General features: G+C 62.7%; 20 protein-coding genes. 14 read left to right on the top strand and 6 right to left on the bottom strand.

Annotation, left to right across the window (positions count from 1 at the left end; all coding sequences use genetic code 11):
• Positions 1 to 4: 4 nt before the first annotated feature.
• The 12 genes from bchB (at position 5) to hemA (ending at position 13583) form a co-directional block, all read left to right on the top strand.
• Positions 5 to 1597, top strand: a complete 1593-nt coding sequence (bchB, locus tag ACZ1JX_RS02680; protein ID WP_465125260.1) for a ferredoxin:protochlorophyllide reductase (ATP-dependent) subunit B — start codon at positions 5 to 7, stop codon at positions 1595 to 1597.
• Positions 1587 to 5183, top strand: coding sequence for a magnesium chelatase subunit H (locus ACZ1JX_RS02675; protein WP_465125259.1), 3597 nt, complete (start codon positions 1587 to 1589; stop codon positions 5181 to 5183). The genes bchB and ACZ1JX_RS02675 overlap by 11 nt, the downstream gene beginning before the upstream one ends.
• A gap of 10 nt (positions 5184 to 5193) precedes the next feature.
• Positions 5194 to 6090, top strand: coding sequence for a ferredoxin:protochlorophyllide reductase (ATP-dependent) iron-sulfur ATP-binding protein (bchL, locus tag ACZ1JX_RS02670; protein ID WP_144901838.1), 897 nt, complete (start codon positions 5194 to 5196; stop codon positions 6088 to 6090).
• A complete protein-coding gene (gene bchM / locus ACZ1JX_RS02665) occupies positions 6090 to 6809 on the top strand; it encodes a magnesium protoporphyrin IX methyltransferase (RefSeq protein ID WP_465126342.1) in 720 nt (239 codons plus the stop codon). The genes bchL and bchM overlap by 1 nt, the downstream gene beginning before the upstream one ends.
• On the top strand, positions 6809 to 8233 hold the full coding sequence (locus ACZ1JX_RS02660) for a BCD family MFS transporter (RefSeq protein ID WP_465125258.1): 1425 nt from the start codon (positions 6809 to 6811) through the stop codon (positions 8231 to 8233). The genes bchM and ACZ1JX_RS02660 overlap by 1 nt, the downstream gene beginning before the upstream one ends.
• Before the next feature lie 34 nt (positions 8234 to 8267).
• On the top strand, positions 8268 to 9032 hold the full coding sequence (gene puhA, locus ACZ1JX_RS02655; RefSeq protein WP_465125257.1) for a photosynthetic reaction center subunit H: 765 nt from the start codon (positions 8268 to 8270) through the stop codon (positions 9030 to 9032).
• Entirely contained in the window at positions 9029 to 9655 is a 627-nt protein-coding gene (puhB, locus tag ACZ1JX_RS02650) for a photosynthetic complex putative assembly protein PuhB (RefSeq protein ID WP_465125256.1), read from the top strand. The genes puhA and puhB overlap by 4 nt, the downstream gene beginning before the upstream one ends.
• Positions 9652 to 10164, top strand: coding sequence for a photosynthetic complex assembly protein PuhC (puhC, locus tag ACZ1JX_RS02645; RefSeq protein ID WP_465125255.1), 513 nt, complete (start codon positions 9652 to 9654; stop codon positions 10162 to 10164). The genes puhB and puhC overlap by 4 nt, the downstream gene beginning before the upstream one ends.
• Positions 10161 to 10451, top strand: coding sequence for a hypothetical protein (locus ACZ1JX_RS02640; protein ID WP_465125254.1), 291 nt, complete (start codon positions 10161 to 10163; stop codon positions 10449 to 10451). Before puhC ends, ACZ1JX_RS02640 begins: the two co-directional genes overlap by 4 nt.
• A gap of 71 nt (positions 10452 to 10522) precedes the next feature.
• Positions 10523 to 11542 (top strand): magnesium-protoporphyrin IX monomethyl ester (oxidative) cyclase, encoded by a 1020-nt coding sequence (gene acsF / locus ACZ1JX_RS02635; protein WP_465126341.1) that lies wholly within the window; start codon positions 10523 to 10525, stop codon positions 11540 to 11542.
• Positions 11536 to 12315 (top strand): putative photosynthetic complex assembly protein PuhE, encoded by a 780-nt coding sequence (gene puhE, locus ACZ1JX_RS02630; protein WP_465125253.1) that lies wholly within the window; start codon positions 11536 to 11538, stop codon positions 12313 to 12315. The genes acsF and puhE overlap by 7 nt, the downstream gene beginning before the upstream one ends.
• Positions 12316 to 12362: 47 nt before the next feature.
• Positions 12363 to 13583 (top strand): 5-aminolevulinate synthase, encoded by a 1221-nt coding sequence (hemA, locus tag ACZ1JX_RS02625; protein ID WP_465125252.1) that lies wholly within the window; start codon positions 12363 to 12365, stop codon positions 13581 to 13583.
• A gap of 71 nt (positions 13584 to 13654) precedes the next feature.
• Here hemA and ACZ1JX_RS02620 read toward each other — a convergent pair whose 3' ends face one another.
• Entirely contained in the window at positions 13655 to 14173 is a 519-nt protein-coding gene (locus ACZ1JX_RS02620; protein ID WP_465125251.1) for a c-type cytochrome, read from the bottom strand.
• Positions 14174 to 14669: 496 nt separating this feature from the next.
• On the opposite strand from ACZ1JX_RS02620, the gene ACZ1JX_RS02615 reads away from it, so the two are divergent.
• Entirely contained in the window at positions 14670 to 15866 is a 1197-nt protein-coding gene (locus ACZ1JX_RS02615; RefSeq protein ID WP_465125250.1) for a CDP-alcohol phosphatidyltransferase family protein, read from the top strand.
• Positions 15867 to 16246: 380 nt separating this feature from the next.
• On the opposite strand, the gene ACZ1JX_RS02610 is transcribed toward ACZ1JX_RS02615, so the two are convergent.
• The gene (locus ACZ1JX_RS02610) at positions 16247 to 17185 is read right to left on the bottom strand and encodes a polysaccharide biosynthesis/export family protein (protein WP_465125249.1); all 939 of its coding nucleotides are present in this window, start codon (positions 17183 to 17185) and stop codon (positions 16247 to 16249) included.
• A gap of 15 nt (positions 17186 to 17200) precedes the next feature.
• On the opposite strand from ACZ1JX_RS02610, the gene ACZ1JX_RS02605 reads away from it, so the two are divergent.
• Positions 17201 to 17479, top strand: a complete 279-nt coding sequence (locus ACZ1JX_RS02605) for a hypothetical protein (protein ID WP_465125248.1) — start codon at positions 17201 to 17203, stop codon at positions 17477 to 17479.
• Positions 17480 to 17493: 14 nt separating this feature from the next.
• Here ACZ1JX_RS02605 and ACZ1JX_RS02600 read toward each other — a convergent pair whose 3' ends face one another.
• The 4 genes from ACZ1JX_RS02600 to ACZ1JX_RS02585 are packed head-to-tail and all read right to left on the bottom strand — an operon-like array spanning position 17494 to position 22562.
• A complete protein-coding gene (locus tag ACZ1JX_RS02600) occupies positions 17494 to 18819 on the bottom strand; it encodes a glycosyltransferase family 4 protein (RefSeq protein ID WP_465125247.1) in 1326 nt (441 codons plus the stop codon).
• A complete protein-coding gene (locus tag ACZ1JX_RS02595; protein ID WP_465125246.1) occupies positions 18816 to 21014 on the bottom strand; it encodes a glycosyltransferase in 2199 nt (732 codons plus the stop codon). Before ACZ1JX_RS02595 ends, ACZ1JX_RS02600 begins: the two co-directional genes overlap by 4 nt.
• A 10-nt stretch (positions 21015 to 21024) precedes the next feature.
• Positions 21025 to 21663, bottom strand: coding sequence for a class I SAM-dependent methyltransferase (locus tag ACZ1JX_RS02590; RefSeq protein ID WP_465125245.1), 639 nt, complete (start codon positions 21661 to 21663; stop codon positions 21025 to 21027).
• 35 nt (positions 21664 to 21698) lie between these two features.
• Positions 21699 to 22562, bottom strand: a complete 864-nt coding sequence (locus ACZ1JX_RS02585) for an SAM-dependent methyltransferase (protein ID WP_465125244.1) — start codon at positions 22560 to 22562, stop codon at positions 21699 to 21701.
• Between the last annotated feature and the right edge of the window lie 22 nt (positions 22563 to 22584).

Here is a 22584-nt window from a genome sequence, read left to right as displayed (position 1 = left end):
GGCAATGCAGCTGGCGGTCTGGACATACGAAGGTCCGCCACACGTTGGCGCGATGCGGGTCGCCACGGCGATGAACGGGATGCACTATGTGCTCCACGCGCCGCAGGGCGATACCTATGCCGACCTGCTGTTCACGATGATCGAACGCCGCGGCAAGCGCCCGCCGGTCACCTACACCACCTTCCAGGCGCGTGATCTTGGCAAGGACACCGCCGGGATCTTCCAGAACGCCGCGCGCGATGCCTATGAGCGGTTCACCCCGCAGGCCTTGCTGGTGGGTGCATCATGCACAGCCGAGCTGATCCAGGACGATCCGGCGGGCCTTGCCGAAGCGCTGAATCTGCCCTGCCCGGTCATCCCGCTCGAACTGCCGAGCTACCAGCGCAAGGAAAACTGGGGTGCGGCCGAAACCTTCTACCGCGTCGTGCGCCAGCTGGCGGACAAGGACGTGCGCCCTGCGCCGCGCGAAGGCCGTCGTCCGCTCGTCAACCTGCTTGGCCCCTGCGCGCTGGGTTTCCGCCATCGCGATGACGTTGCCGAAGTGCGCAAGTTGCTGGACAGCATCGGTATCGACGTTAACTGCGTCGCGCCGCTCGATGCCGCGCCAGACGATATCCGCACGCTGGGCCGCGCCGACTTCAACATCGTGATGTACCCGGAAGTGGGCGGGGAAGCGGCACGCTGGCTTGATCAGGCCCTACACCAGCCGGCCATCCGCACCGTGCCGATCGGGGTTGGTGCGACGCGCGAGTTCATCACCGAAGTCGCAGCACTCGCCGGAGTCGATGCGACCGTCGCGCTCTCCGATCAGCAATCGCGGATGCCGTGGTGGAGCCGTTCGGTCGACTCGACCTACCTGACCGGCAAGCGCGTCTTCATCTTCGGCGATGCTACGCACGCCATCGCTGCAGCCCGCATTGCACACGAGGAGCTTGGCTTCGAGATCTGCGGCCTGGGCTGCTACAACCGCGAATTCGCGCGCGAGATGCGCCGTGCCGCTGCGCTCTATGGCGTCGAGCCGCTGATCACAGACGATCATCTTGAAGTCGAGGATGCGATCCTCAATGCCTCGCCCGAACTGGTGCTGGGCACGCAGATGGAACGCCATATCGCCAAGCGCTTCGGCATTCCTTGCGCGGTGATCTCCTCGCCCGTGCACGTGCAGGACTTCCCCGCCCGGCACAGCCCGCAGATGGGCTTCGAGGGCGCCAACGTGATCTTCGATACCTGGGTCCACCCGCTGGTGATGGGCCTTGAGGAACATCTGCTGACGATGTTCCGTGACGACTTCGAGTTTTCAGACGCAGCAGGCCCTTCGCACCTCCATGCTTCTGCACGCCGCCACGATGGTGATGCGGCGGGTGCGAGCGCAGGTCACGCCGCCGTCGATACCCGTTCCGAAGGTGAACTTGTCGAGGCCCGGCCGGCAGGTTCAGCGATAACCTGGACTGCGGAAGCGGAACAGGAACTGCGGAAAGTCCCGTTCTTCGTGCGCGGAAAAGTCCGCCGCAACACCGAAGCCTTTGCCACAGCGCAAGGCCGAGGCGCGGTGGACCTGGCCACGCTCTATGATGCGAAGGCCCATTATGCCCGGTAGCCGCGCCCCCAAGGTTCGCGTCGCGATCGTGACGCTCGACAACCACCTCAACGCAGGCGTCGAGCGTGCCGATGCGCGTCTGCGCGAGGACAACATCACGATCAGCCTGCATGCCGCGACCGACTGGGACCGGCCGGGCGATGCGCTGGCGCAGACCAAGGCCGCGATTGCCGCAGCAGACATCGTGATCGTGACGATGCTGTTCCTTGACGACCACATCCGCGCGATCCTGCCAACGCTCGAAGCCCGCCGGGAAGCCTGCGACGCGATGGTCTGCCTGATGTCGGCGGGCGAAGTCGTCAAGCTGACGCGCATGGGCGGCTACCGCATGGATGCACCGGCCAAGGGCCCGCTCGCCATGCTGAAGAAGTTGCGCGGATCGGGCAAGCCTGGGGCCAGTTCGGGCGCGGGCCAGATGCGCATGCTGCGCCGCCTGCCCAAGATCCTGCGGTTCATTCCCGGCACCGCACAGGACGTGCGTGCCTATTTCCTGACGCTGCAATACTGGCTCGCAGGCTCCGACGACAATGTCGTGGAGATGACCCGCGCGCTGATCGACCGCTATGCTGCGGGCGAGCGCCTGACCCGCCGGGGCATGACCAAGGCCGCAGCGCCACGCGAATATCCCGAGCTCGGCGTCTATCATCCGCGCACGGACCAGAAGATTTCGGACAGCATGCGACTGCTGCCGCCCAAGCCCGGTGCCAATGGCACGGTTGGCCTGCTGCTGTTGCGCTCGTACCTGATCTCCAAGGATGCAGGACACTACGACGGCATGATTGCCGCGCTGGAAGCTGCGGGCCTGCGTGTAATTCCCGGCTTTGCCAATGGCCTCGATTCCCGCCCGGTGATCGAGAAGTTCTTCATCAAGGACGGCAAGGCCACGGTCGATGCGGTGATTTCGCTGACCGGGTTCTCGCTGGTCGGCGGCCCTGCCTACAACGATGCCAAGGCTGCCGAGGAGATCCTCACGCGGCTCGACGTGCCCTACATCGCGGCGCATCCGCTGGAGTTCCAGACGCTGGAGCAGTGGGGCGCGGGGCGTCAGGGGCTGCTGGCGCTGGAATCGACGATCATGGTCTCAATCCCCGAACTGGATGGCGCGACGCAGCCTACCGTCTTCGGCGGACGCTCGGACGGTGGAGGCGTGGCCTGTGCGGGTTGCGAGCGGGCTTGCGTGTTCGAGGGCAACGGTCCGGTCAACGTGATGCGCGCCTGCCCCGAACGGGCCGAAGCGCTGGCGGAGAAGGTGGTCAAGGTCGTGGCGCTGCGCCGGGCTGAGCGGGCCGCGCGCAAGCTGGCGATCACGATCTTCAACTTCCCGCCCAATGCCGGGGCAACGGGCTCTGCGGCGTTCCTTGCGGTGTTCGAATCGCTCCACGCCACGCTGCGCCGCCTGGCGGATGAAGGCTATGCGGTCGAGGTTCCTGACAGCGTCGATGCGCTTCGCGAGACAATTCTCAAGGGCAATTCCGAACGGTTCGGTTCGGATGCCAACGTGGCCGCGCGGATCGACGCCGACGACCACGTACGCCGCGAACCGCATCTGGCCGAGATCGAGGCGCAGTGGGGCCCGGCTCCCGGCAAAATCCAGAGCGACGGTTCGCACATCCACGTGCTGGGCGCGCATTTCGGCAACGTGTTCATCGGCGTGCAGCCGACTTTCGGCTACGAAGGCGATCCGATGCGGCTGCTGTTCGACGGCGACTTTGCCCCGACCCATGCCTTTGCCGCCTACTACCGCTGGCTGCGCGAGGACTTCGGCGCGCATGCAGTGATCCATTTTGGCACCCACGGCGCGCTGGAATACATGCCGGGCAAGCAGACCGGCCTGACCGGCAAGTGCTGGCCCGAACGCCTGCTGGGCGATCTGCCGAACTTCTACCTCTTTGCCTCGAACAACCCTTCGGAAGGCCTGCTGGCCAAGCGCCGTTCGGGTGCGACGATGCTGAGCTACCTGACGCCGCCGCTGGCGCGCGCCGGGCTCTACAAGGGCTTTGCCGATCTCAAGACGAGCGTCGAGCGCTGGCGGTCATCGACCGACGAAGCCGAGCGGGCCGCGCTGGAAACACTGATCTGGGACGAGTGCGCCGGGCTCGACATCACGGCGAAGGACATCTCGGACCTCAGCGCAAATCTCTACGAGCTTGAGCGCACGCTGATCCCGCACGGCCTTCACGTGCTGGGCGAGCCGATGGCCGGGGCCGAGCGCGCCGAGATGATCGATGCGCTGGCCGATGCCGATCCGGAGGCGAGCCGCGAAGCTATCGAGGCGGCGCTGGATTCCTGCGACGAACTGGGCGCGCTGGTCCATGCACTGGACGGCGGCTACATTCGTCCCGCGCCGGGCGGCGATCTTCTGGCCAATCCGGAAGTGCTGCCGACCGGGCGCAACATCCACGGCTTCGACCCGTTCCGCCTGCCCACGCGCTTTGCCTGCGAGCAGGGTCGCGTCCAGGCCGAAAGCCTGCTGGCGCGCCATGCCGCAAGTGGCGAGCCTTTCCCCGAGAGCCTGGCGATGGTGCTGTGGGGCACCGACAACATGAAGAGCGAGGGCTCGCAGATTGCGCAAGTCCTCTCGCTGATGGGCGCGCGGCCGCGGATCGACAGCTATGGTCGCCTCGCCGGCGCTGAACTGATCCCGCTTGCCGAACTGGGCCGCCCGCGCATCGACGTGGTGGTCACGCTCTCGGGCATCTTCCGCGACCTGCTGCCGCTGCAGACGCGGATGCTGGCCGAGGCCGCGCTGCTGGCCGCGCAGGCTGACGAGCCGCTCGAAATGAATTTCGTGCGCAAACACAGCCTTGCCCACCAGAAGCTGCACGATTGCGATCTGGAGACGGCTGCGCTGCGCGTGTTCTCCAACGCCGAAGGGGCCTATGGCGCGAACGTCAACCAGCTGATCGAGGGCGGCGTCTGGGCCGATCCGGACGAGCTGGCCAACGCCTTCGAGACGCGCAAGGGCTATGCCTATGGCGTGCGCGGCAAGCCGGTGGCGCAGCGCGACCTGCTGCGCAGTGCTCTCAAGGACGTCGATTTCGTCTATCAGAACCTCGAGAGCGTCGAAGTCGGGATCACCGACCTTGACCAGTACGTCGACGGGCTGGGCGGCGTGAGCCGGTCGATCGCGCGGGCAAAGGGCAGCGAAGCGCCGGTCTATATCGTCGATGCGACGGTGGGCGATGCCAAGGTGCGTACGCTGGCCGAGCAGATCGACCTCGAGACGCGCACCCGCACGCTCAACCCCAAGTGGTTCGAAGGCATGCTCAAGCATGGCTTCGAAGGCGTGCGCAATATCGAACAGCACGTGACCAACACAGTGGGCTGGTCGGCCACGACGGGCCAGGTGGCGCCGTGGGTCTACCAGCAGATCAGCGAGACCTTCGTGCTCGACCCCGCCATGCGCGAGCGGCTCTCGAAGCTCAACCCCAACAGCTCGGCACGGGTTGCCAGCCGTCTGCTCGAAGCGTGCGAACGCCGCCTGTGGGAGCCCGACGACGAAACACTCGAAGCCCTGCGCATCGCCAACGACGAACTCGAGGACCGCCTGGAAGGCGTCTACTCGGGTGCGACCGCGGCCGAATAAGGAGAATGTGATGAACCTGCTCGACCCAAGGGCGCGCTTCAGCCAGCCGGATGGCGAGGGATCGGTGCAGGTCCAGCTGGATCCACGCGACGAGATCAAGGGCGCAAAGGTGATTGCCGTCTATGGCAAGGGCGGGATCGGCAAATCGACGACCTCGTCGAACCTGTCCGCAGCCTTCTCCAAGCTCGGCCATCGCGTGCTGCAGATCGGCTGCGATCCCAAGCATGACTCGACCTTCACGCTGACCAAGAAGCTGATCCCGACGGTGATCGACGTGCTCGAAGGCGTGGAGTTCCATGCCGAAGAGCTGCGGCCCGAGGACTACATGTTCGAAGGCTACAACGGCGTGATGTGCGTCGAAGCGGGCGGGCCTCCTGCTGGCACCGGTTGCGGCGGTTATGTGGTGGGTCAGACGGTCAAGCTGCTCAAGCAGCACCACCTGCTGGAAGATACCGACGTGGTGATCTTCGACGTGCTGGGCGACGTGGTGTGCGGCGGGTTTGCAGCGCCCCTGCAGCATGCCGAGCGTGCCGTGGTGGTGGCCGCCAACGACTTCGATTCGATCTTCGCGATGAACCGCATCGTTGCGGCCATTGGTGCGAAGGCGAAGAACTACAACGTGCGGCTTGCAGGCGTGATCGCCAACCGCTCGGCCGCGACCGACGAGATCGACCGGTTCAGCGAAGCCATCGGCATGAAGCGCCTCGCCCATTTCCGCGATGTGGACGCCATCCGCCGCAGCCGCCTCAAGAAGTGCACGCTGTTCGAGATGGAGCCTTCGCCCGAAGTGATCGCGGCGCAGCAGGAATACCTGCGCCTGGCGCAAGTGCTGTGGGACGGGGTCGAGCCGGTGGAAGCCCGGCCGATGAAGGACCGCGATATCTTCGACTTCCTGGGGTTCGAATGATGGCTACGCAATTCCACCAGTCGCCTGTTGCGCCGGTCCGCTACCACGACCAGCGCGAGAAGCTGGCCGAGTACTTCGACGGCACCGCGCGCAAGGCGTGGATCGACCTGACTTCGAACGCCAAGGTCAGCGGCATCCGCGCCACGGTGCGCGCCGGGCGTGACGAGATGCGCGGGCAACTGCTGAGCTGGCTGCCCGAGGATCTGCGCCGCCGCGACGTGCTCGATGCCGGGTGCGGCACCGGGAGCCTCAGCGTCGAGGCCGCATGCCGGGGCGCGGTGGTGACCGCCATCGACGTGGCGCAAGGGCTGGTCGACATCGCCGCAGAGCGGGCGCCTTCGTATCTTGGCCATGGACGGATCAACTGGCGGGTGGGCGACATGCTCGATCCCGCGCTTGGCAGCTTCGACCACATCGTCGCGATGGATTCGCTGATCCACTATACCCTGCCGGACATGGTCTGGGCACTTTCGGCGCTGATGCGCCGCTGCAGTGGCTCGATCCTGTTCACGTTTGCGCCCTACACCCCGCTGCTCGGCGCGATGCACACGGTGGGCAAGGTCTTCCCGCGCTCCAACCGTTCGCCCGCGATCGTGCCGATTGCCGAGGACGAGCTTCGCGCGGCGCTTGCACAGTTCGAGGACTGGGAAGTGGTGCGCAGCGGCCGGGTTTCGAGCGGCTTCTACAAGAGCCACGCGATGGAACTGGTGAAGCGCTGATGGCCGGACGCCAGCCTCTTGCCGCGAAATGGAGCCGGGTGGCGATCACCTGGCTGCCGTTCGCGGATGCGGCCAGCGTCGAAATCCCGTTGTCGCGCCTGCTGCGCCTGTCGCTGTTTCAGGTGAGCGTGGGCATGATGACCGTGCTGCTCAATGGCACGCTCAACCGCGTGATGATCGTGGAACTGGGCATTCCGGCGTGGCTGGTCTCGCTGCTGATCGCCATTCCCCTGCTCGCCGCACCCTTCCGCGCGCTGATCGGGCACCGCTCGGACGTGCATCGTTCGGTGCTGGGCTGGAAGCGGGTGCCCTATATCTGGTTCGGCACGCTGATGCAGTTCGGCGGACTTGCGATCATGCCGTTCGCGCTGCTGCTGATGGCGAGTCCGCAGCTATTCCCGGTTGGCGTGACGGCGAGCGCATTTGCCTTCCTGCTCGCAGGCTTCGGCATGCACACGACGCAGACTGCCGGCCTTGCCCTGACCGGAGATCTGGTCGACGATGAACGCCGCCCGCGCGCGGTCGCACTGCTCTATCTTTCGCTGCTGGCAGGGATGCTGGTCGCCTCGATGGTGATCGGCGGACTGCTCGCCAATTTCAGCCCGACGCGTCTGGTGCAGGTTATCCAAGGCGCGGCAATCCTGACCTTCCTGCTCAACGTGATCGCCCTGTGGAAGCAGGAAGCGCGCAGTGCCGCCACCGCTTCCGCCGATACGCCGCGCCCCTCGTTCACCGAAGTGTGGCAGACTTTCGTGGCGGAGCCGATCACGATGCGCCTGCTGGTGGCCGTGGGCCTTGGTGCCACCGCCTTTGCCATGCAGGACGCGCTGCTCGAACCCTATGGCGGCGAAATCCTCGGCCTTTCGGTGGGCGCGACGACGGGCCTGACCGGTGCCTGGTCGGTCGGTGCACTGATCGGCTTTACCCTTTCGGGCCGGTGGCTCGGGCGCGGGACGGATGCCTTGCGCATTGCCGGTTTCGGCGTGGTGATCGGTATCGCCGCGTTCATGCTTGTAATTTTCGCAGCGCCGCTGGCAAGCCCGCTGGTGCTGGGCCTTGGCGCAACCGCCATCGGCGCAGGCGCAGGGCTTTTCCTCGTCGGCACGCTGACTTCGGCCATGGCCCTTTCGAGCGACAAGAGCTCCGGCCTTGCGCTGGGCGCGTGGGGCGCAGTGCAGACGACCTTTGCCGGCCTTGCCATCGCGATGGGCGGGGCCTTGCGCGACCTCGTATCGAGCCTCGCTGTGTCGGACGAACTGGGCCGGACCCTCGCCAACCGCGCGACGGGCTATGCCACCATCTACATCATCGAAATCTGCCTCCTGCTGGCCACGCTCGTCGTGCTGGGCCCGCTGGTAGGCCAGACCCCGGCTGCCGCCCGGAAAGTCGGTAATCGCTTCGGACTGACGGAATTTCCCACATGAGACCGGGCCACATGAGAACGGGAAGGACACCCCTATGAGCACTGGCAATATCGTCGGCACAATCGATGCCGCGCAGATCGCAATGATCACATTCATCGGCTTCTTCATCGCACTGGTCTTCTGGCTGCGCCGCGAGGATCGCCGCGAAGGCTATCCGCTGGAAGACGCGCTGACCGGACGGACGCTTGCCGAAGGCGGACCGCTTTCAGCCGCGGCGCCGAAGACCTTCATCCTGCCCTTCGGCAAGGGCACCGTCTCGGTCCCCAACGGCAACCGCGATGATTTCGAGGTCAATGCCAAGCGCCGCGAGAACTTCGGCGGGGCCCCGCTTTCGCCGGTGGGTGACGTGTTTGCCGCAGGCGTCGGCCCCGGCTCCTACGCCAACCGCGCCAAGTGGCCCGACGTCGACGCCAACGGCAATCCGCGCATCGTGCCGATGGGCCTGGTGCCCGAGATCAGCGTGGCGTCTGCCAGCACCGACCCGCGCGGGCTTCCGGTCTATGGCGCTGATGGTGCCAAGGCTGGCGTGGTGACCGATCTGTGGGTCGACCGCGCCGAGCACATGGTGCGCTACCTTGCGGTCGATACCGGCAGCAAGACCGTGCTCGCCCCGATGCCGATGGCGGTGGTCAAGAAGAACGCGGTGATCATCAGCGCGATCAACGCTGCCGACTTTGCCGGCGCCCCCTTCCCCGCCAATCCGGGCGAGATCACCCGGTACGAAGAAGAGCGCACTGTTGCCTACTTCGGCACCGGCTACCTCTACGCCAACGAAGATCGTCTGGAGCCACTGGTGTGACCGAATACGACCACGAGCCGATCCGCGGACTTCCCGGTGACCTGCCTGCAGGTGAAAGCATCCTGTGGCAGGGATCGCCGGAGTGGCGGACATTCGCCCGCAGCGCGCTGCACACGCGCTGGATCAGCGCCTACTTCGCCGCGCTCGCGCTACTCGGCCTTGCCAGTGGCAAGCTCGTCGGCGCAGCGGCAGCGGTGGTGGGCGGCGCGATCACGCAAGGCTTGCTGGCGCTGTTCGCGGTGTTCGTGGCGCGCACGACGGTCTATACGATCACCAATCGCCGCGTGGTCCTGCGCATCGGCATTGCGCTCAACAAGTGCGTGAACCTGCCGCTGGCGATGATCGGCTCGGCCGACCTTCGCCCGCAGGCAGGGGGCCACGGCGACATCGCGCTCAACATCGTCGGACGCCATCGCCTCGGTTTTGCGATGCTCTGGCCGCACGCCAGGCCCTGGCGGCTTGCGCAGCCCAGCCCGATGCTGCGCGCCCTGCCCGATGCTCAGGCTGCAGCAAGCGTGCTTGCCCGCGCCTGTGCCGCAGTGGTGCCAAACGAAGCAGTGGCGATCGAGCGTTCGCGACCGGCCCCTGCCCGTGACCACGGCATGCAGGGAGCTGCGGCATGAGTCTCGTCCATGATCATGAGAACACCGTCCCTCGCCCGGCGCTGATGCTGGCAGGTGCCCTGGTGGCAACTACCCTCGCGCTGACCGCAATGGTCCGCGTCGGCGTGCTCGACCGCGAGGCCGTGCCTGCTGTCGAGAGGGCCAAGGCCAATGTGGCTCCGGTCGAAGTGCGCCATCTGGTCTTTGAAGACCGGGCGGACGGTGCGGTCATGGTCAAGGACTCCGACAATGGCGAAACGCTCGCCGTCATGCTCGGCGAAGGTGATGGTGGCGGGTTCGTGCGCGGCGTGATGCGCGGCATGGCTCGCGAAAGGAAGATGAAGGGGATCGGCCCAGCGGCTCCCTTCGAACTGACGCAGTGGGAGAACGGATCGCTCTCGTTGCGTGACCCGGCGACCGGCCGTGCGATCGAGCTTGGCTCGTTCGGCGCGACCAACCGGGCAGCCTTTGCGCGGTTCCTCAGCGGAGCCGCCGTGCCCCTTAAAGCTACTGGGGGAAATCAGGCATGATCCTCCGCCGCGCCTTTGACGTGCCCTGCCGCATCGCGGTGGAGCAGAGCGAGGCGCACTTCCACGCGCATGTCGAACTCGCCGGCAACATTGCTGTCGAGCCCGGCGATCGGGTCTGTGTCCATGGTGATCCGATCCGCGTGGCCTTTGGCGAAAACGCCGTGTTCGAGCGGATGGCGACCGTCGTCCGCGCCGGCCCCGTGCTGCGGGGATGGACGCGTCTGATCGCCTATCTGGGCCTGACCGAACTCTACGAGGTCAGCTTCAATCCTGGGAGCCTAAGATGAACGCGATTGCTCTTGAACGTCCGCAAGCGGCTGCGCCACACGTGGCTGCACCCAAGCCTGACGTGCACAAGATGGTCCAGCACGAGACCGTGCTCAGCCCGCGCTTCTACACCACCGATTTTGCCGCACTCGATTCGATCGACGTCTCGCTGGTGCGCAAGGAGTGGGACGAGCTGATGGACGAGATGGTCAGCGATCCCAACAAGAAGCATTTCAAGCGCGAAGGCAGCTTTGCCGGGATCATCGAGGGTCTGGAGCCCGAACTGCGCGCCGAGTTCATCGATTTCCTCGTCAGCTCGCTGACATCGGAATTCTCGGGCTGCATCCTCTACGCCGAGATGGCGCGGCGGACCAAGAATCCGGACATGAAGCTGCTGTTCAAGCTGCTCGCCCGTGACGAGAGCCGCCATGCCGGATTCATCAACGAGGCGCTGAAGGATGCCGGCATCGGCATCGACCTCGGCTTCCTGACCAAGGCCAAGAAGTACCATTACTTCAAGCCGAAGTTCATCTTCTACTCGGTCTATCTGTCCGAGAAGATCGGCTATGCCCGCTACATCGCGATCTATCGCCAGCTGGCCGCGCATCCCGAACTGCGCTTCCATCCGATCTTCAACTGGTTCGAAAGCTGGTGCAACGACGAGTTCCGCCACGGCGAGGCTTTCGCCCTGCTGCTGCGCGCGGATCCGAAGCTGCTGACCGGCATGAACAAGCTGTGGGTGCGGTTCTTCCTGCTCGCTGTCTATTCGACGATGTACGTGCGCGATCATGCGCGGCCGGTGTTCCACAAGGCACTCGGCCTCGATCCCGAAACTTACGACTACCGCGTGTTCGAGATCTGCACCGCGATCAGCCGCCAGGTCTTCCCGGTCGAACTCGACACCAATGATCCGCGTTTCCGCCGGGCGATGAACCGTCTGCTCGCCGCATCAAAGCGGATCGAGGAAGGCAAGCAGCGTGGCGGTCTGTCCGGCGCGCTGCTGCGGGCCTCGGGCGCTGCGGGAGCGGCGTTCAACTTCGCGCGGATGTACCTGCTGCGCCCGCGGGCCAACGAACTGCCTGCCACCGTGCGGATGCAGCCCGCGTGGTAAGCTGGACCGGCCATGTTCTGCCGGTGATCGCCACGATCGTGGTCTGGTTCCTTGCGACCGGACTGATCGCATGGGCAGACAACCGCGAACGCCGCACCTTCCCGCGCAGCCTGATGCTGGCGGGAATTGCGGGCGTCGCGGGGCTGGCAGTCGTGGCCTGGTCCATGCACAAGGCAACGCTCGGTGGAGTCTATGCCGCCTTTGCCGGGGCCATCCTGATCTGGTCATGGCACGAGATCACCTTCCTGACCGGCGCAATCACCGGACCAAGGCGCGAACCTTGCCCGACTGAGGCTCGCGGGATGGAGCGCTTCTTCCACGCGGTGAGCGCGGTGGCCTGGCACGAGATTGCGCTGGCACTCAGCGCCATCGGCCTGATCTCGCTCAGCTGGAACGCACCCAACCAGATCGGCGCGATGACCTTCACACTGCTGCTGGCGATGCGGCTTTCGACCAAGATCGTGATCTTCCTCGGCGTTCCGAACATGAGCACCGAGATTTTTCCGCCGCACCTCGCCTATCTCAAGACCTATTTCGGCCCGCGCCGGATGGGCATCGACCTTTTTCTTGCGATAGCAGCGACTTCGGGCCTCGCCTTGTGGCTCGGATTGATCGCGCTCAATGCGCCCGAAGGCAGCGCCAGTGCATCAGGCGCCAGCCTGCTCTTCGCGCTCGCCGCGCTGGGCGCACTCGAACACCTGTTTCTGGCCCTGCCGATACGCGACGGGGCGCTGTGGGGGTGGGCTTTGCCGACACGCCGCCCAGCCAATTGATACGACAAGCCGAACTCGAACGAGAACACACGAAGAGGACCGACGATATGGATTACGAAGCCTACTTCAAGGGGGAGCTGGACGCGGTCCGGGATGAAGGGCGCTATCGGATCTTTACCGAGATCGAACGGCGCTGCGGCAATTTCCCGCACGCCACGCGCTATGTCGACGACCGGACCGAGCAGGTCACCGTGTGGTGTTCGAACGACTACCTCGGCATGGGTCAGCACCCGGCGGTGCTCGAAGCCATGCACAACACGCTCGACGAGTGCGGTGCAGGCGCTGGCGGCACGCGCAATATCTCGGGCACCAACCACCACCACGTGCTGCTCGAACAGGAACTGGCCGACCTTCACAACAAGGAAGCCGCGCTCCTGTTCACGTCGGGCTACGTGTCCAACTGGGCCGGCCTTGGCACATTGGCCGCGAAGATTCCGGGCTGCGTCGTGTTCTCCGACGCCCTGAACCACGCTTCGATGATCGAAGGCATCCGCCACTCGCGCGCGACCTGCCGGGTGTGGCGCCACAACGATGTCGAACATCTCGACCAGCTGCTTTCGGAATACGGCCCTGACGTGCCCAAGCTGGTGGCCTTCGAGAGCGTCTATTCGATGGATGGCGACATCGGCCCGATCGCCGAGATTCTCGACGTCTGCGAAAAGCATGGCGCGATGAGCTACATCGACGAGGTCCACGCGGTTGGCCTCTATGGCCCGCGCGGTGGCGGCGTGGCCGAGCGTGAAGGCCTGATGGACCGGATCACGGTGATCGAGGGCACGCTGGGCAAGGCCTTCGGCGTGATGGGCGGCTATATCGCGGCATCGACCGCGCTGTGCGATTTCATCCGCACGTTCGCCAGCGGCTTCATCTTCACCACCGCCCTGCCCCCGGCGCTGGCAGCAGGCGCGGCGGCCAGCATCCGTCACCTCAAGGCCAGCGAGATGGAACGGGCACGCCACAAGGAGCGCGTGGCGACGGTTCGCCGCAGGCTAGACGCGATGGGCATTCCGCATCTGCCGAACCCCAGCCACATCATTCCGGTGATGGTGGGCGATCCGCACAAGTGCAAGCGCATCAGCGACTGGCTGATGGACAACCACGGCATCTACGTGCAGCCGATCAACTACCCGACCGTGCCGCGTGGCACCGAGCGCCTGCGCATCACGCCCTCGCCGGTTCACAGCGATGGCGATGTCGACAAGCTGATCCACGCGCTGAGCGATATCTGGTCGCAGTGCGAGCTGGCACGCCGCTCCGCCGCTGCCTGACATTGCCACAATGAAAGAGGGGCGCGAACCTTGCGGTTCGCGCCCCTTCTTGTGCGATAAACAGGTTCAGGTCAGTTCGGCGCCTTGAGGTAGGCGATCACGTCTGCACGATCCTGAGCCTTTGGCAGACCAGCGAACGACATCTTGGTACCCGGCACCACGCGCGCGGGCTTCTCAAGATACTGGAACAGCTTTTCAGCCGTCCAGGTGATGCCGCTGTTCTTGTTGGCCGCGGAATAGGTGTATCCAGCCTCGGTGCCGGCCTTGCGGCCAACGACGCCAGCAAGCGACGGACCGATCATGTTCTTGCCAGCCTCGATCGCGTGGCAAGCCTTGCACTGCGTGAAAATGGTCTTGCCATGCGCGGCATCACCCGTGAGCGAGGCCAGCGTTGCGCCATCCAGCGTGTCGGTCGAATCCGCCGTCGGAGCCGCGGCACTTGCCGTAGGCGCGGGCGCTGCTGCAGCGGTCGTTTCGGCGGGCTTTGCCGCAGAGTCGGCAGCCGACTTGTCAGCACTGCCACCGCCGCCGCAAGACGCCAGGAGCAGGGTCGCCGTGGTCAGCGCAAGATATTGAAAAGCTTGCTTCATATGCATCCACCCTCGTTCCGTATCGAAGCGCATCTGGATCGACCGGTACACGAGTAAAACACGGCTATCCGGTACGTGCAACACGGCATTTCGGGCTGGGAACCAAGTCAAAGCAGCAACCCTGCCATGCGGCACGATCTCAGTCATCTTCCGGGATGCAAACAGCGCGAACAGGAGCGCGTGGCCCTGCCGGTGAACTGCATCTCCGAGCACAAAATCGGCACTTGCATAGGCAACCAGCCTTCGCGGCGGGCCGATTCACCCGATGTTTCGCCATTCGCAGGCCCCGAAAGTGGCCGGATCAGATCTGAACCCTGATGAGCAAATCCGCCATTTCTACCCCGTGAACTCCCTACATCAGCGAGTGGCGGGACCGGTTGAATTCAAATCTGCTGCATTTCGGACGAAACTGAGCGTGAATATCATGAGAATTTAGATTAGTGCGCCCAAGGTTTCCTGCTTCAAGTCGGCTCGTCGAAAAGGGATTCTGAAGACCTTGGACAACGGTGCCTCTGAACTGCTGTATAGTGCTGATTGGCCTTCTGATAACGCCAGCTGCCGCTCGGTTGATTTACACAACGTCGAGATATGGATCTACTTTCCTGACGCGCGCTCTGCAGAGTACCTCATCGCGGGAATTCCGGCCGCAGCACGGGTAATTCAGGCTGTCGTGCAGGCAACGGGACAAAGGCCGGCGATGTGCAACGTCGTGGCGGGAGAATGGCATGTATCCCAGAAATGCCTCGATGAAAGCCTTCGCCTTGCCCAATGCGCTCCCTATGAGTTGCTCCCCCAAGGAACGTCTTCCGCAGATATCCTGACCCTGGATGGACTCCATCTGCTCGCCTTGATTGCACGGAAGCCAAATTCCTGGACTTGGGCAGAGCCGGGTCAGCTTGCGAAGTACGAATGGACCGATGCCGCAGCATCTCTTGACCCACACAAGTTCAAGGTGCTGCTCCGTGAAGCCAACCGCGCTATGCTGAAGGCGACGGCAAAGAGCGAAGATGGATTGGTATCACGCTACCTGAACCGCCCTGTGTCGAGGTCGATTTCCTCGCTTCTGCTTAGATTTCCAGCGGTACGGCCAGTTCACGCAACCGCGGGCACAGCATTTCTGGCGGTGTTGATGTTTGCCGCCCTGATCCTTGGCGGGGAGGCCGGTGCTATCGCCGGGGCGCTGCTTTTTCACGCCGCATCGGTGTTCGATGGTGTGGATGGAGAAATCGCGCGGGCAACGCACCGCACCTCGGCCACCGGCGCCCGGCTCGACAGCCTGATCGATGCAGCGACCAACCTTGCATTCCTGGGCGGTCTTTCATTCAACCTTTATGCGCGTGGCCAGGCGATTGCCGCGCTTGCTGGGCTGATCGGCATCCTCGCTCTGGCGATGGGTCTTTGGCAGATCGGATCGCGTTCACAGTCTCTGGGTCAACCGATCAATTTCGAGGCGGTTAAGGTCCATCTACGGCGGCCACGACCTAACTCATTGCTGACGAACCTGCTTATCTGGCTCACGATGCGCGATTTCATCGCTGCTGCTTGCGCCTTGGCCGTACTGCTGGGTTACGCTGCAGAGACCTTGTGCATCTTCATGTTCTGCGCAAGCGCCTGGCTAGTTTCGGTGAGTCTGATCCTCATGAGGACCCGCATCAAGTCTCTGCAATCAGGCCGCAAGGATGCGCCTCTTTAGGGCACTTTCCGACCAATCTGGCGCCCCGTGACGTAGCCGATCTTGGCCGAGTGCCCTTGTCATTGCGGAACGCGACGCGATCCTTGTTCGGATCGAGGAGGGAGCCATCCTCGCGCATGGTACCCGCACCGAATCTTGGCGCAAGACGCACCAGTCGGCCAAAAGGGGCCCGCCCCGCACGGGTTGTCGCAGGCAGCCCCCCGGACAGAGTCGCCTTGCTTGGACGGGCAACCGGCCCGCCCTGCACAACGCACCTAATCGAGAGGCTGACTGCGACAATCGCGGTGAACCAGATTGGTCGGAGAGTGCTCTAAACCCTGACCTCAACCAGTTCTCATGGGAAGAGGTGCCTCATCCTCGCACGCGATGCCGCACGCCTTCTATTGCACCGCGTTTGTGATCCCGACGACCGAGAACGTCGCGGACGTCACGATGCCGAGGAACTTCTGGAAATCTGCCGCAGGCGCACTTGAGACAAAGACTACGTCCTTGTCCCGTAACGCGAAACTCTGAGAGAGGAGCAGACTCGAAGGATTACTCAAGTCCAACCGGTAGACCGTGGCAACCTTGCCGTCCTGGCGTGTCTTGCCTTGGGCCAGGGGGCCGACAACCTCCGCATCCTCATAGCGGAAGACGAAGATGCCTTTGATGTCCGCGCGGTCGTCGCGCAATCCGCCGATCCGGCCAAGCGCCTCGGCAAGTGACATCCCGGTAGCTTCGAACGGTACTTGCGCGCTCAGGTTGCCGGCCCCCAAAGCCGTAAAGCTGAACGGCTGGAACAGTACTGCGACGACATCTCCAGGCCGCAAGCGGATATTCTGCCGCGGGTCTCTGATCACGTCGTCGAGAGGCATGGACAGCGTGGTTGCGGCCCGGGTCATCTGAACCGTGGTCTTTCCGACAGGTTGGCGACTGCCTCCTGCCGCCGCAATCGCGTCAAGCAACCTCTCGCCACGCGACGTGAGCGGAACGCGCCGTGACGCGGCCACTTCGCCCAGCACTGTCACTGTTCGCGCTTCATTCTGGGAAATGCGGACAAGTGCTTGGGGGGCATTTGCCTTGCCTTTAAGCCCGGCAGCCAGATCGCGTTCGACCTGGCGCGTGGTTCGTCCGGCTACGGCAACGCTGCCGACGAACGGAATGGTCACTCGGCCATCGTTCCCCACCATCTGCTGGGGAAGATTGAGCGACTGGGAGGTTGCCAACCCGGCAAGGCCCCCGCCCGATCCGAACAGGAGGGCCGGCGGCGCTTCCCACAACGTGATGTCAATTGAATCGCCCGACCCGATAACGGTCGGATCGGCATCGGCATCGCCCAACGTCTCCGCAAAGCCGTGCCGGACGTGCATGGCGCCAAGCCGGGCGACTGCGCCGGCATCGACATCGACCAGCGCAATGGCATTTTCCGCACCCGGCTTGCCGGCCCGAACAATGCTTGCAGTGCTTGGCCCCGAACCGCCGAACGCAGCACACCCGTCGAGGAGACCGACGAGCGACAGGCCCGCAAGGCACCGCCACATGCTGCCACGCGACGGTTGGCGACGCTCGGCGCTGGTGGAGGTCTTGACGCTTCGGTGCATGGATTGCTTCCCGTTGATCTGCTTTTGGCGTGATGCGGACATGCTTGTCAGGCGATCCGGCGATAGAATTCGGCAAGGCGCTGCGCATAGGCGGCAGCGCTGTAGATTTCTGCACGGAGCCGTCCACGTTGTGAAAGATCCGACCGCAGGTCCTCACTCCCGTCTATCTGCAGGATAGCCCTTGCGATCGAGTGTACCTCATAAGGGTCGACCAGCAGGGCCGCATCTCCGGCCACTTCCGGCAATGACGATGTCGTGCTTGTGATGACAGGGGTGCCGAGCGCCATTGATTCCAGAACCGGCAGGCCAAAGCCTTCGTAAAGCGAAGGAAAGATCGTCGCACGCGCGCCTGCGATCAGCATGGCCAGCATGTCGCGCGGCAGGTAACCAAGCCAAATGATCTTCCTGCCGCCATCAAGGCCAACCAGTGACTTGAGGAACTTGACGTCCTGTTCGCCTCCCCAGCCGGGCCCTCCGACGATCACGAGGCGCGACTCCGCCGAGCTGGCGAGATAGGCTTCGAGCAGACGGGCAACATTCTTCTTCGGTTCGATCGCACCGAAGAAAAGGAAGTACTCGCGCAGGCCGACGCCCAGCAAACCCTCGACGTAGCGGGTGATAAAGGCTTCATCGATGCCTTCAAGCGTCGATGCGATGTCGCTTGCCTGATAGAGGTTCGATACCCTGCCGGGATCGACGCCGAGAATGTTGATGAGGTCGGTCCGCGAGGCTTCCGAAACGGTGAGAATATGGTCGGCCTCGCGCGCGATCCGGTGGCAGAGCCGATAGTAGGCCCGCTTCTTGTCGGCGGTGGTATAGGGCAGGCGCAAGGGCACGAGATCGTGCAGCGTGTACACATTGCGCGCGCCCGGAATCCTGACCGGCAGCGGATAAGTCCAGTGCGCGAGATCGATGCCCTCGACCGCCACGCTGGTCATCGCGCCGGTTGCCCTGAACGCCAGGTCGGAGCCGGTATAGAGGTCCTGCGCGTTCCAGTACTGCGCCGCGTCCACCTTCAGACGCTGCGGCATGACGACCTGCCCGGACAACGGCACCGGTATCGCCTGAACCGGACGGACCGCCCCCTTGAGCGCACGCGCGAACTTCACCGCCTTGGTCAGCCCGGAGACACGCTTGCCCTTCATGTCCGGCTCGCCTTCGGCGAGCGCGATCTCGTTGAGCAGCGACACCCGCGAATTGCCCTGCGACGCGCCGAACAGCAGATGCACGTCATTGCCCTGCACCCGCACGGCCTTGGCAAGATTGCGCCCGTAAGTGGCAACGCCGGTGCCGTGCGGCAGGGCTATGTTGAAGGCGTCAACCAACACCTTCTGACCTGACAGCGACGCCTGGGCGTTTTCAAAAGGAATCATGAATAAAAATCGGGCAACGAGGAAATATCAAAGCCAAGCCCTGCCAGTTCAAGCATTGCATTCGCCGTGGAGCTGGAAAGGTGTGCTGCGCGCAGCAGGTGATGCTGCGCCTTCTCCATGTCTTGAGCCATTACATAGAGTCGGCCGAGTTGGAGATTGAGATCGGTATCATTTGGAGAAAGGGAAAACGCTTTCAGATAAGCACCTTCACTCTCGGATATCCGTTCTGCCTCTTTAAGGCAGTTACCCAATTGCACCCAATATGGGAAAGCGTGGGGCTCCAGTTTGAGGCCTTCCTTGTAGGCAGCTGCGGCATCATTCCAGAAGCCCGTGTCTCGCGAGATATCACCTGCTGCGAAATGGCGAATGGCTGCGCCCTTGAACGAATGCCGTGCCGGTACGCTGCTCGGGACGCGGGGCAGCCAGCGCGGCAAGAAGGGAGTGGACGGCACTGGCTCGGTGAGTTGCCGGGTTGACTGTCGCATGCTCCGAACGGTCACGCCCCTGAAGAGAAAGTTGCAGTTTCCGTGCTGCACTACGCGGACACGAAACTCCATGACGGCCGTCAAGCTGCTGACCGGGAACAAGAGGCGCACTGTCGGGGTTGCGCGAAGTTGTTGCACCGTCACGATCCGTCTGGCGCAAGGACCAAATCCATCCTGGCAGACATCCAGTTCCAGTATGACATTGAGATCGCCCGATTGCTCGGCCTCGATCTCGAAATCGGCGGCAAAATAGCCCCTTACAAAACTCACGTAGGGGCCGAAAATGGCGAATGTACTGTTGCTGGCCCTGTTTGCAGTGAAGGAAATTCCGCCTTCCGTCTTCCGACCGACCGAATGAGCGAACTCCACAAAGCCATAGCGTATGAAATCCACCGGCCCTTCGATATCCCGAAGGTCTGCCGCTTGCGGCCCTATGCGCAAAAGCGCCTTGTATGACTCTACGTCGTGAAGGGTGACGAAATTTTCCCCGTAATCAAAGGCAATTGTCGGAAGGCCAGAAGGTTCTGGCAATGATGCCGCAATCTCTCTGGCCCGATTGACCACTGTCGCTCGAGCAGGAACCCGGGCTTCCAGAGTATACGGCCAACGACCAGTCTTGCCTTGCAGACCTTGCCTGATCTGGTCGATCAGGACTTCAATCGAATATGTTGAAAGAATCTCGTTCTGGACATCGGCAACGCATTGCCGCGTTTCTGCGTCTACAAGGCATTCAAGGAACGAGGCCGCCTGACGAATATCCAATGTGTCCATCACGAAGGGGTGTTCGCGCATCAATTCGGCCAAAGCCGTGCGCCCCCAGGTTATGATCGGCAATCCGGCACGCATCGCTTCAAAGACGGGCATGCCAAAGCCCTCATGCTCGGAGAAGCAGACAAACACATCCGCCGTCTGGTACGAAAGAACCAGATCCTCGTGACTAACCTCTCCAGGAAGATGCAGGCGAACGCCCAGTTCACCAGCGGAATTGACTAGATCGTCAATCAGGCTGGAAGAAGTGTCACTGCGACCAATGAAAGTTACTTCGACCTTACGCTTCAGTGCGCTCTGCAAATAAGCTGCCAAGTTCAGGACATGTTTGTGTCCTTTGTGGTAGACTATGCGACTGACGAAGAGCAGTTTCAGCGCGTCACCTTCGCAAGGTGGCTGGCGAAGTGCGACCGGGCGATGTTGCCGCTGCTCGAGAAATCTCGATCCGGGAAAAACCACGCAACCATTGCCGACATCACCACCGAGCGCTTCGAGTTGTTCCAAGGTGAAATTGGAATTCACCCAGAAGCGCACATCGGGAATGCTGGCGAACTGCCTGATGATATCGAAGCCCGCAATCGTTCGGATGACCGAGCGGCGATGGCTGGCCCCATAAAACCACGGCGGCGTGTTGTTATGCCAGCGAACGATGAACTTGTACCTGCCAGAAAGCACAAGTTCATCCACTTCGCTCCACCCATCGCAAAAGTGATAAATCACTAACGCATCGGGATTAATTTCAATGAACGAATAGAAATCACTGAAATGATTAATCTTTACCTCAGGATATCGTTCCTGATTGAATCGTTCAGCAAACAAGTGGACGTTCTGTTCACCACATATTCCACTTATAATTTTGCTCTGAAGCACAGCATCATAGCCGATCGAGTCGCTCTTTTCAAAGAGACCCTGAACAACTATTGCAATTTTCTGAAGATTCATCTTGATCCTCTTAAGCGCCGATTCGAGTGAAGATCATGATGCGATGCGAATATCCGAACGTTTTCGAGTGTTCTTCTGCAGCAAAGCGGTGAGACGCTTCTTCGTCATAGCGCGCACCGGTCGTCTTGGTGATCAGATCGACCCACCATGAGTGAGGCTCAAGAATCAGGTGCGTCGGCTCGTCAGGATCAAACGTTTCACCGTTCTCATAAGTGGCCGGCACGACCAGAAGATCGCGGCGAGTTGCTTGCCAGAGATTGTTGATCGCAAAACCGATGCGTTCGGGCAGGACGTGTTCAACGACATCGTAGCTGTAGACGAGATCGTACTGCCCCCGGATCATTTGCTTGGAAAAGTCTGTCTGCCAAACGCGTTGGGTATTTGCCTGTGCGACTGCCCAGTCAGAAATATCAACGCCATGGGCGTCAACGCCAAGCTCGACCGAACGCTGCACGCCATGGCCGACAGCGCAACCAACATCGAGCGAGTTCAGCGGACGGAAGAATCGAAACAACGTTTCGGCGAGAATTCTCGATGGCCCGAGAGATGCCTCTGCGTAACCACTATAGTTGCTCTTGGATTTGTTGCCCTCAAAGTACTCCTCATTGTAGACATGACGAGTATCCCGGATTTCTACATTCTCGCTCATTGCATTGCTCCTTGAATGTCTAAAGCTGCACCAGGTCACCGAGGTGATTTTCGAATCGTGATCCCGAACGACGTTGTCACCCATTGGGCGATCTGGAGTTTGAGGTGGTTGCTCTGGCTGTAGGGCGGCACGTCGATGTGCAGGTCGAGCGGCTGGTCAACAGTGTTGAAGTTCAACACGATCTCGTGGCCGCAGCGGCGCAGGCGCTTGGCCAGCTTGATCAGATCGCGCTGGCGGAACAGCACCGTCGAGGCATTGTCGAGCGTTGCATCGTTCGACTGGCAGTTGAACTCCGTGGTGTGCACGGCCACGCCGCCGGGGCGGAGGCATTCAAGCGAGGCCTCGATGAACTGCAGGCCCTGCTCGATCGAACCGAGATGCTCCAGCGCGCAGGCTGACCAGCAGAAATCGAACCCGCGCAGGTCCTTGTCGATCGCGTTCATGTCCATGAAGCGGAACTGGACGAGGCGGTCGAACTGGTCCTGCGGGCAAAGGCCGCGGCTGTTGAGCACTTCCTTGCTGCGGGCGTGCTGGTCGGTCTCTACCCAACCCTGCCTTGCCGCCAATTCGACTTCGAGATCGGTGGCCATCACGCCGATGTTTCGTGCCGCAAAGGTTGCGGTCAGCGGTTCGTCCCCTACGCCGAAGCCAAGGCCACGCGCTCCTGATTGCAGGGCACCGCTGGTTTCCAGAGCCTGCAGGATGTAGCAGAACTCCCATTGCTTGCGGTGCGTGCTCGGCGCTTCCCACAGCTCTTCACACCAGCGTCGATAGAGCGGATCGGCCATCTGGGCCTGGGTGCAGGCCTGTGAAACCGGGTGGGCGAACGAAGGCTCGCCCTGGACCACCTTTGCCGACGCAAAGATACGCAAAGGATTGAAACTTGCAGCCTTGATCATGCGGGTATCAACATTCTGGTTT

Source organism: Novosphingobium sp. BL-A-41-Hi4A-0G (assembly GCF_055521735.1).
This window is presented reverse-complemented; position numbering and strand designations above follow the sequence as displayed.

What these genes read in the sequence shown, in the direction of transcription:
- bchM (WP_465126342.1), top strand. Translation starts at nt 6,090, where the DNA reads ATGGCTACGCAATTCCACCAGTCGCCTGTTGCGCCGGTCCGCTACCAC.
- puhA (WP_465125257.1), top strand. Translation starts at nt 8,268, where the DNA reads ATGAGCACTGGCAATATCGTCGGCACAATCGATGCCGCGCAGATCGCA.
- ACZ1JX_RS02675 (WP_465125259.1), top strand. Translation starts at nt 1,587, where the DNA reads ATGCCCGGTAGCCGCGCCCCCAAGGTTCGCGTCGCGATCGTGACGCTC.
- bchL (WP_144901838.1), top strand. Translation starts at nt 5,194, where the DNA reads ATGAACCTGCTCGACCCAAGGGCGCGCTTCAGCCAGCCGGATGGCGAG.
- ACZ1JX_RS02620 (WP_465125251.1), bottom strand. Translation starts at nt 14,173, where the DNA reads ATGAAGCAAGCTTTTCAATATCTTGCGCTGACCACGGCGACCCTGCTC.
- ACZ1JX_RS02595 (WP_465125246.1), bottom strand. Translation starts at nt 21,014, where the DNA reads ATGAATCTTCAGAAAATTGCAATAGTTGTTCAGGGTCTCTTTGAAAAG.
- ACZ1JX_RS02660 (WP_465125258.1), top strand. Translation starts at nt 6,809, where the DNA reads ATGGCCGGACGCCAGCCTCTTGCCGCGAAATGGAGCCGGGTGGCGATC.
- ACZ1JX_RS02585 (WP_465125244.1), bottom strand. Translation starts at nt 22,562, where the DNA reads ATGATCAAGGCTGCAAGTTTCAATCCTTTGCGTATCTTTGCGTCGGCA.
- ACZ1JX_RS02640 (WP_465125254.1), top strand. Translation starts at nt 10,161, where the DNA reads ATGATCCTCCGCCGCGCCTTTGACGTGCCCTGCCGCATCGCGGTGGAG.
- bchB (WP_465125260.1), top strand. Translation starts at nt 5, where the DNA reads ATGCAGCTGGCGGTCTGGACATACGAAGGTCCGCCACACGTTGGCGCG.
- hemA (WP_465125252.1), top strand. Translation starts at nt 12,363, where the DNA reads ATGGATTACGAAGCCTACTTCAAGGGGGAGCTGGACGCGGTCCGGGAT.
- puhC (WP_465125255.1), top strand. Translation starts at nt 9,652, where the DNA reads ATGAGTCTCGTCCATGATCATGAGAACACCGTCCCTCGCCCGGCGCTG.
- ACZ1JX_RS02590 (WP_465125245.1), bottom strand. Translation starts at nt 21,663, where the DNA reads ATGAGCGAGAATGTAGAAATCCGGGATACTCGTCATGTCTACAATGAG.
- ACZ1JX_RS02600 (WP_465125247.1), bottom strand. Translation starts at nt 18,819, where the DNA reads ATGATTCCTTTTGAAAACGCCCAGGCGTCGCTGTCAGGTCAGAAGGTG.
- acsF (WP_465126341.1), top strand. Translation starts at nt 10,523, where the DNA reads ATGGTCCAGCACGAGACCGTGCTCAGCCCGCGCTTCTACACCACCGAT.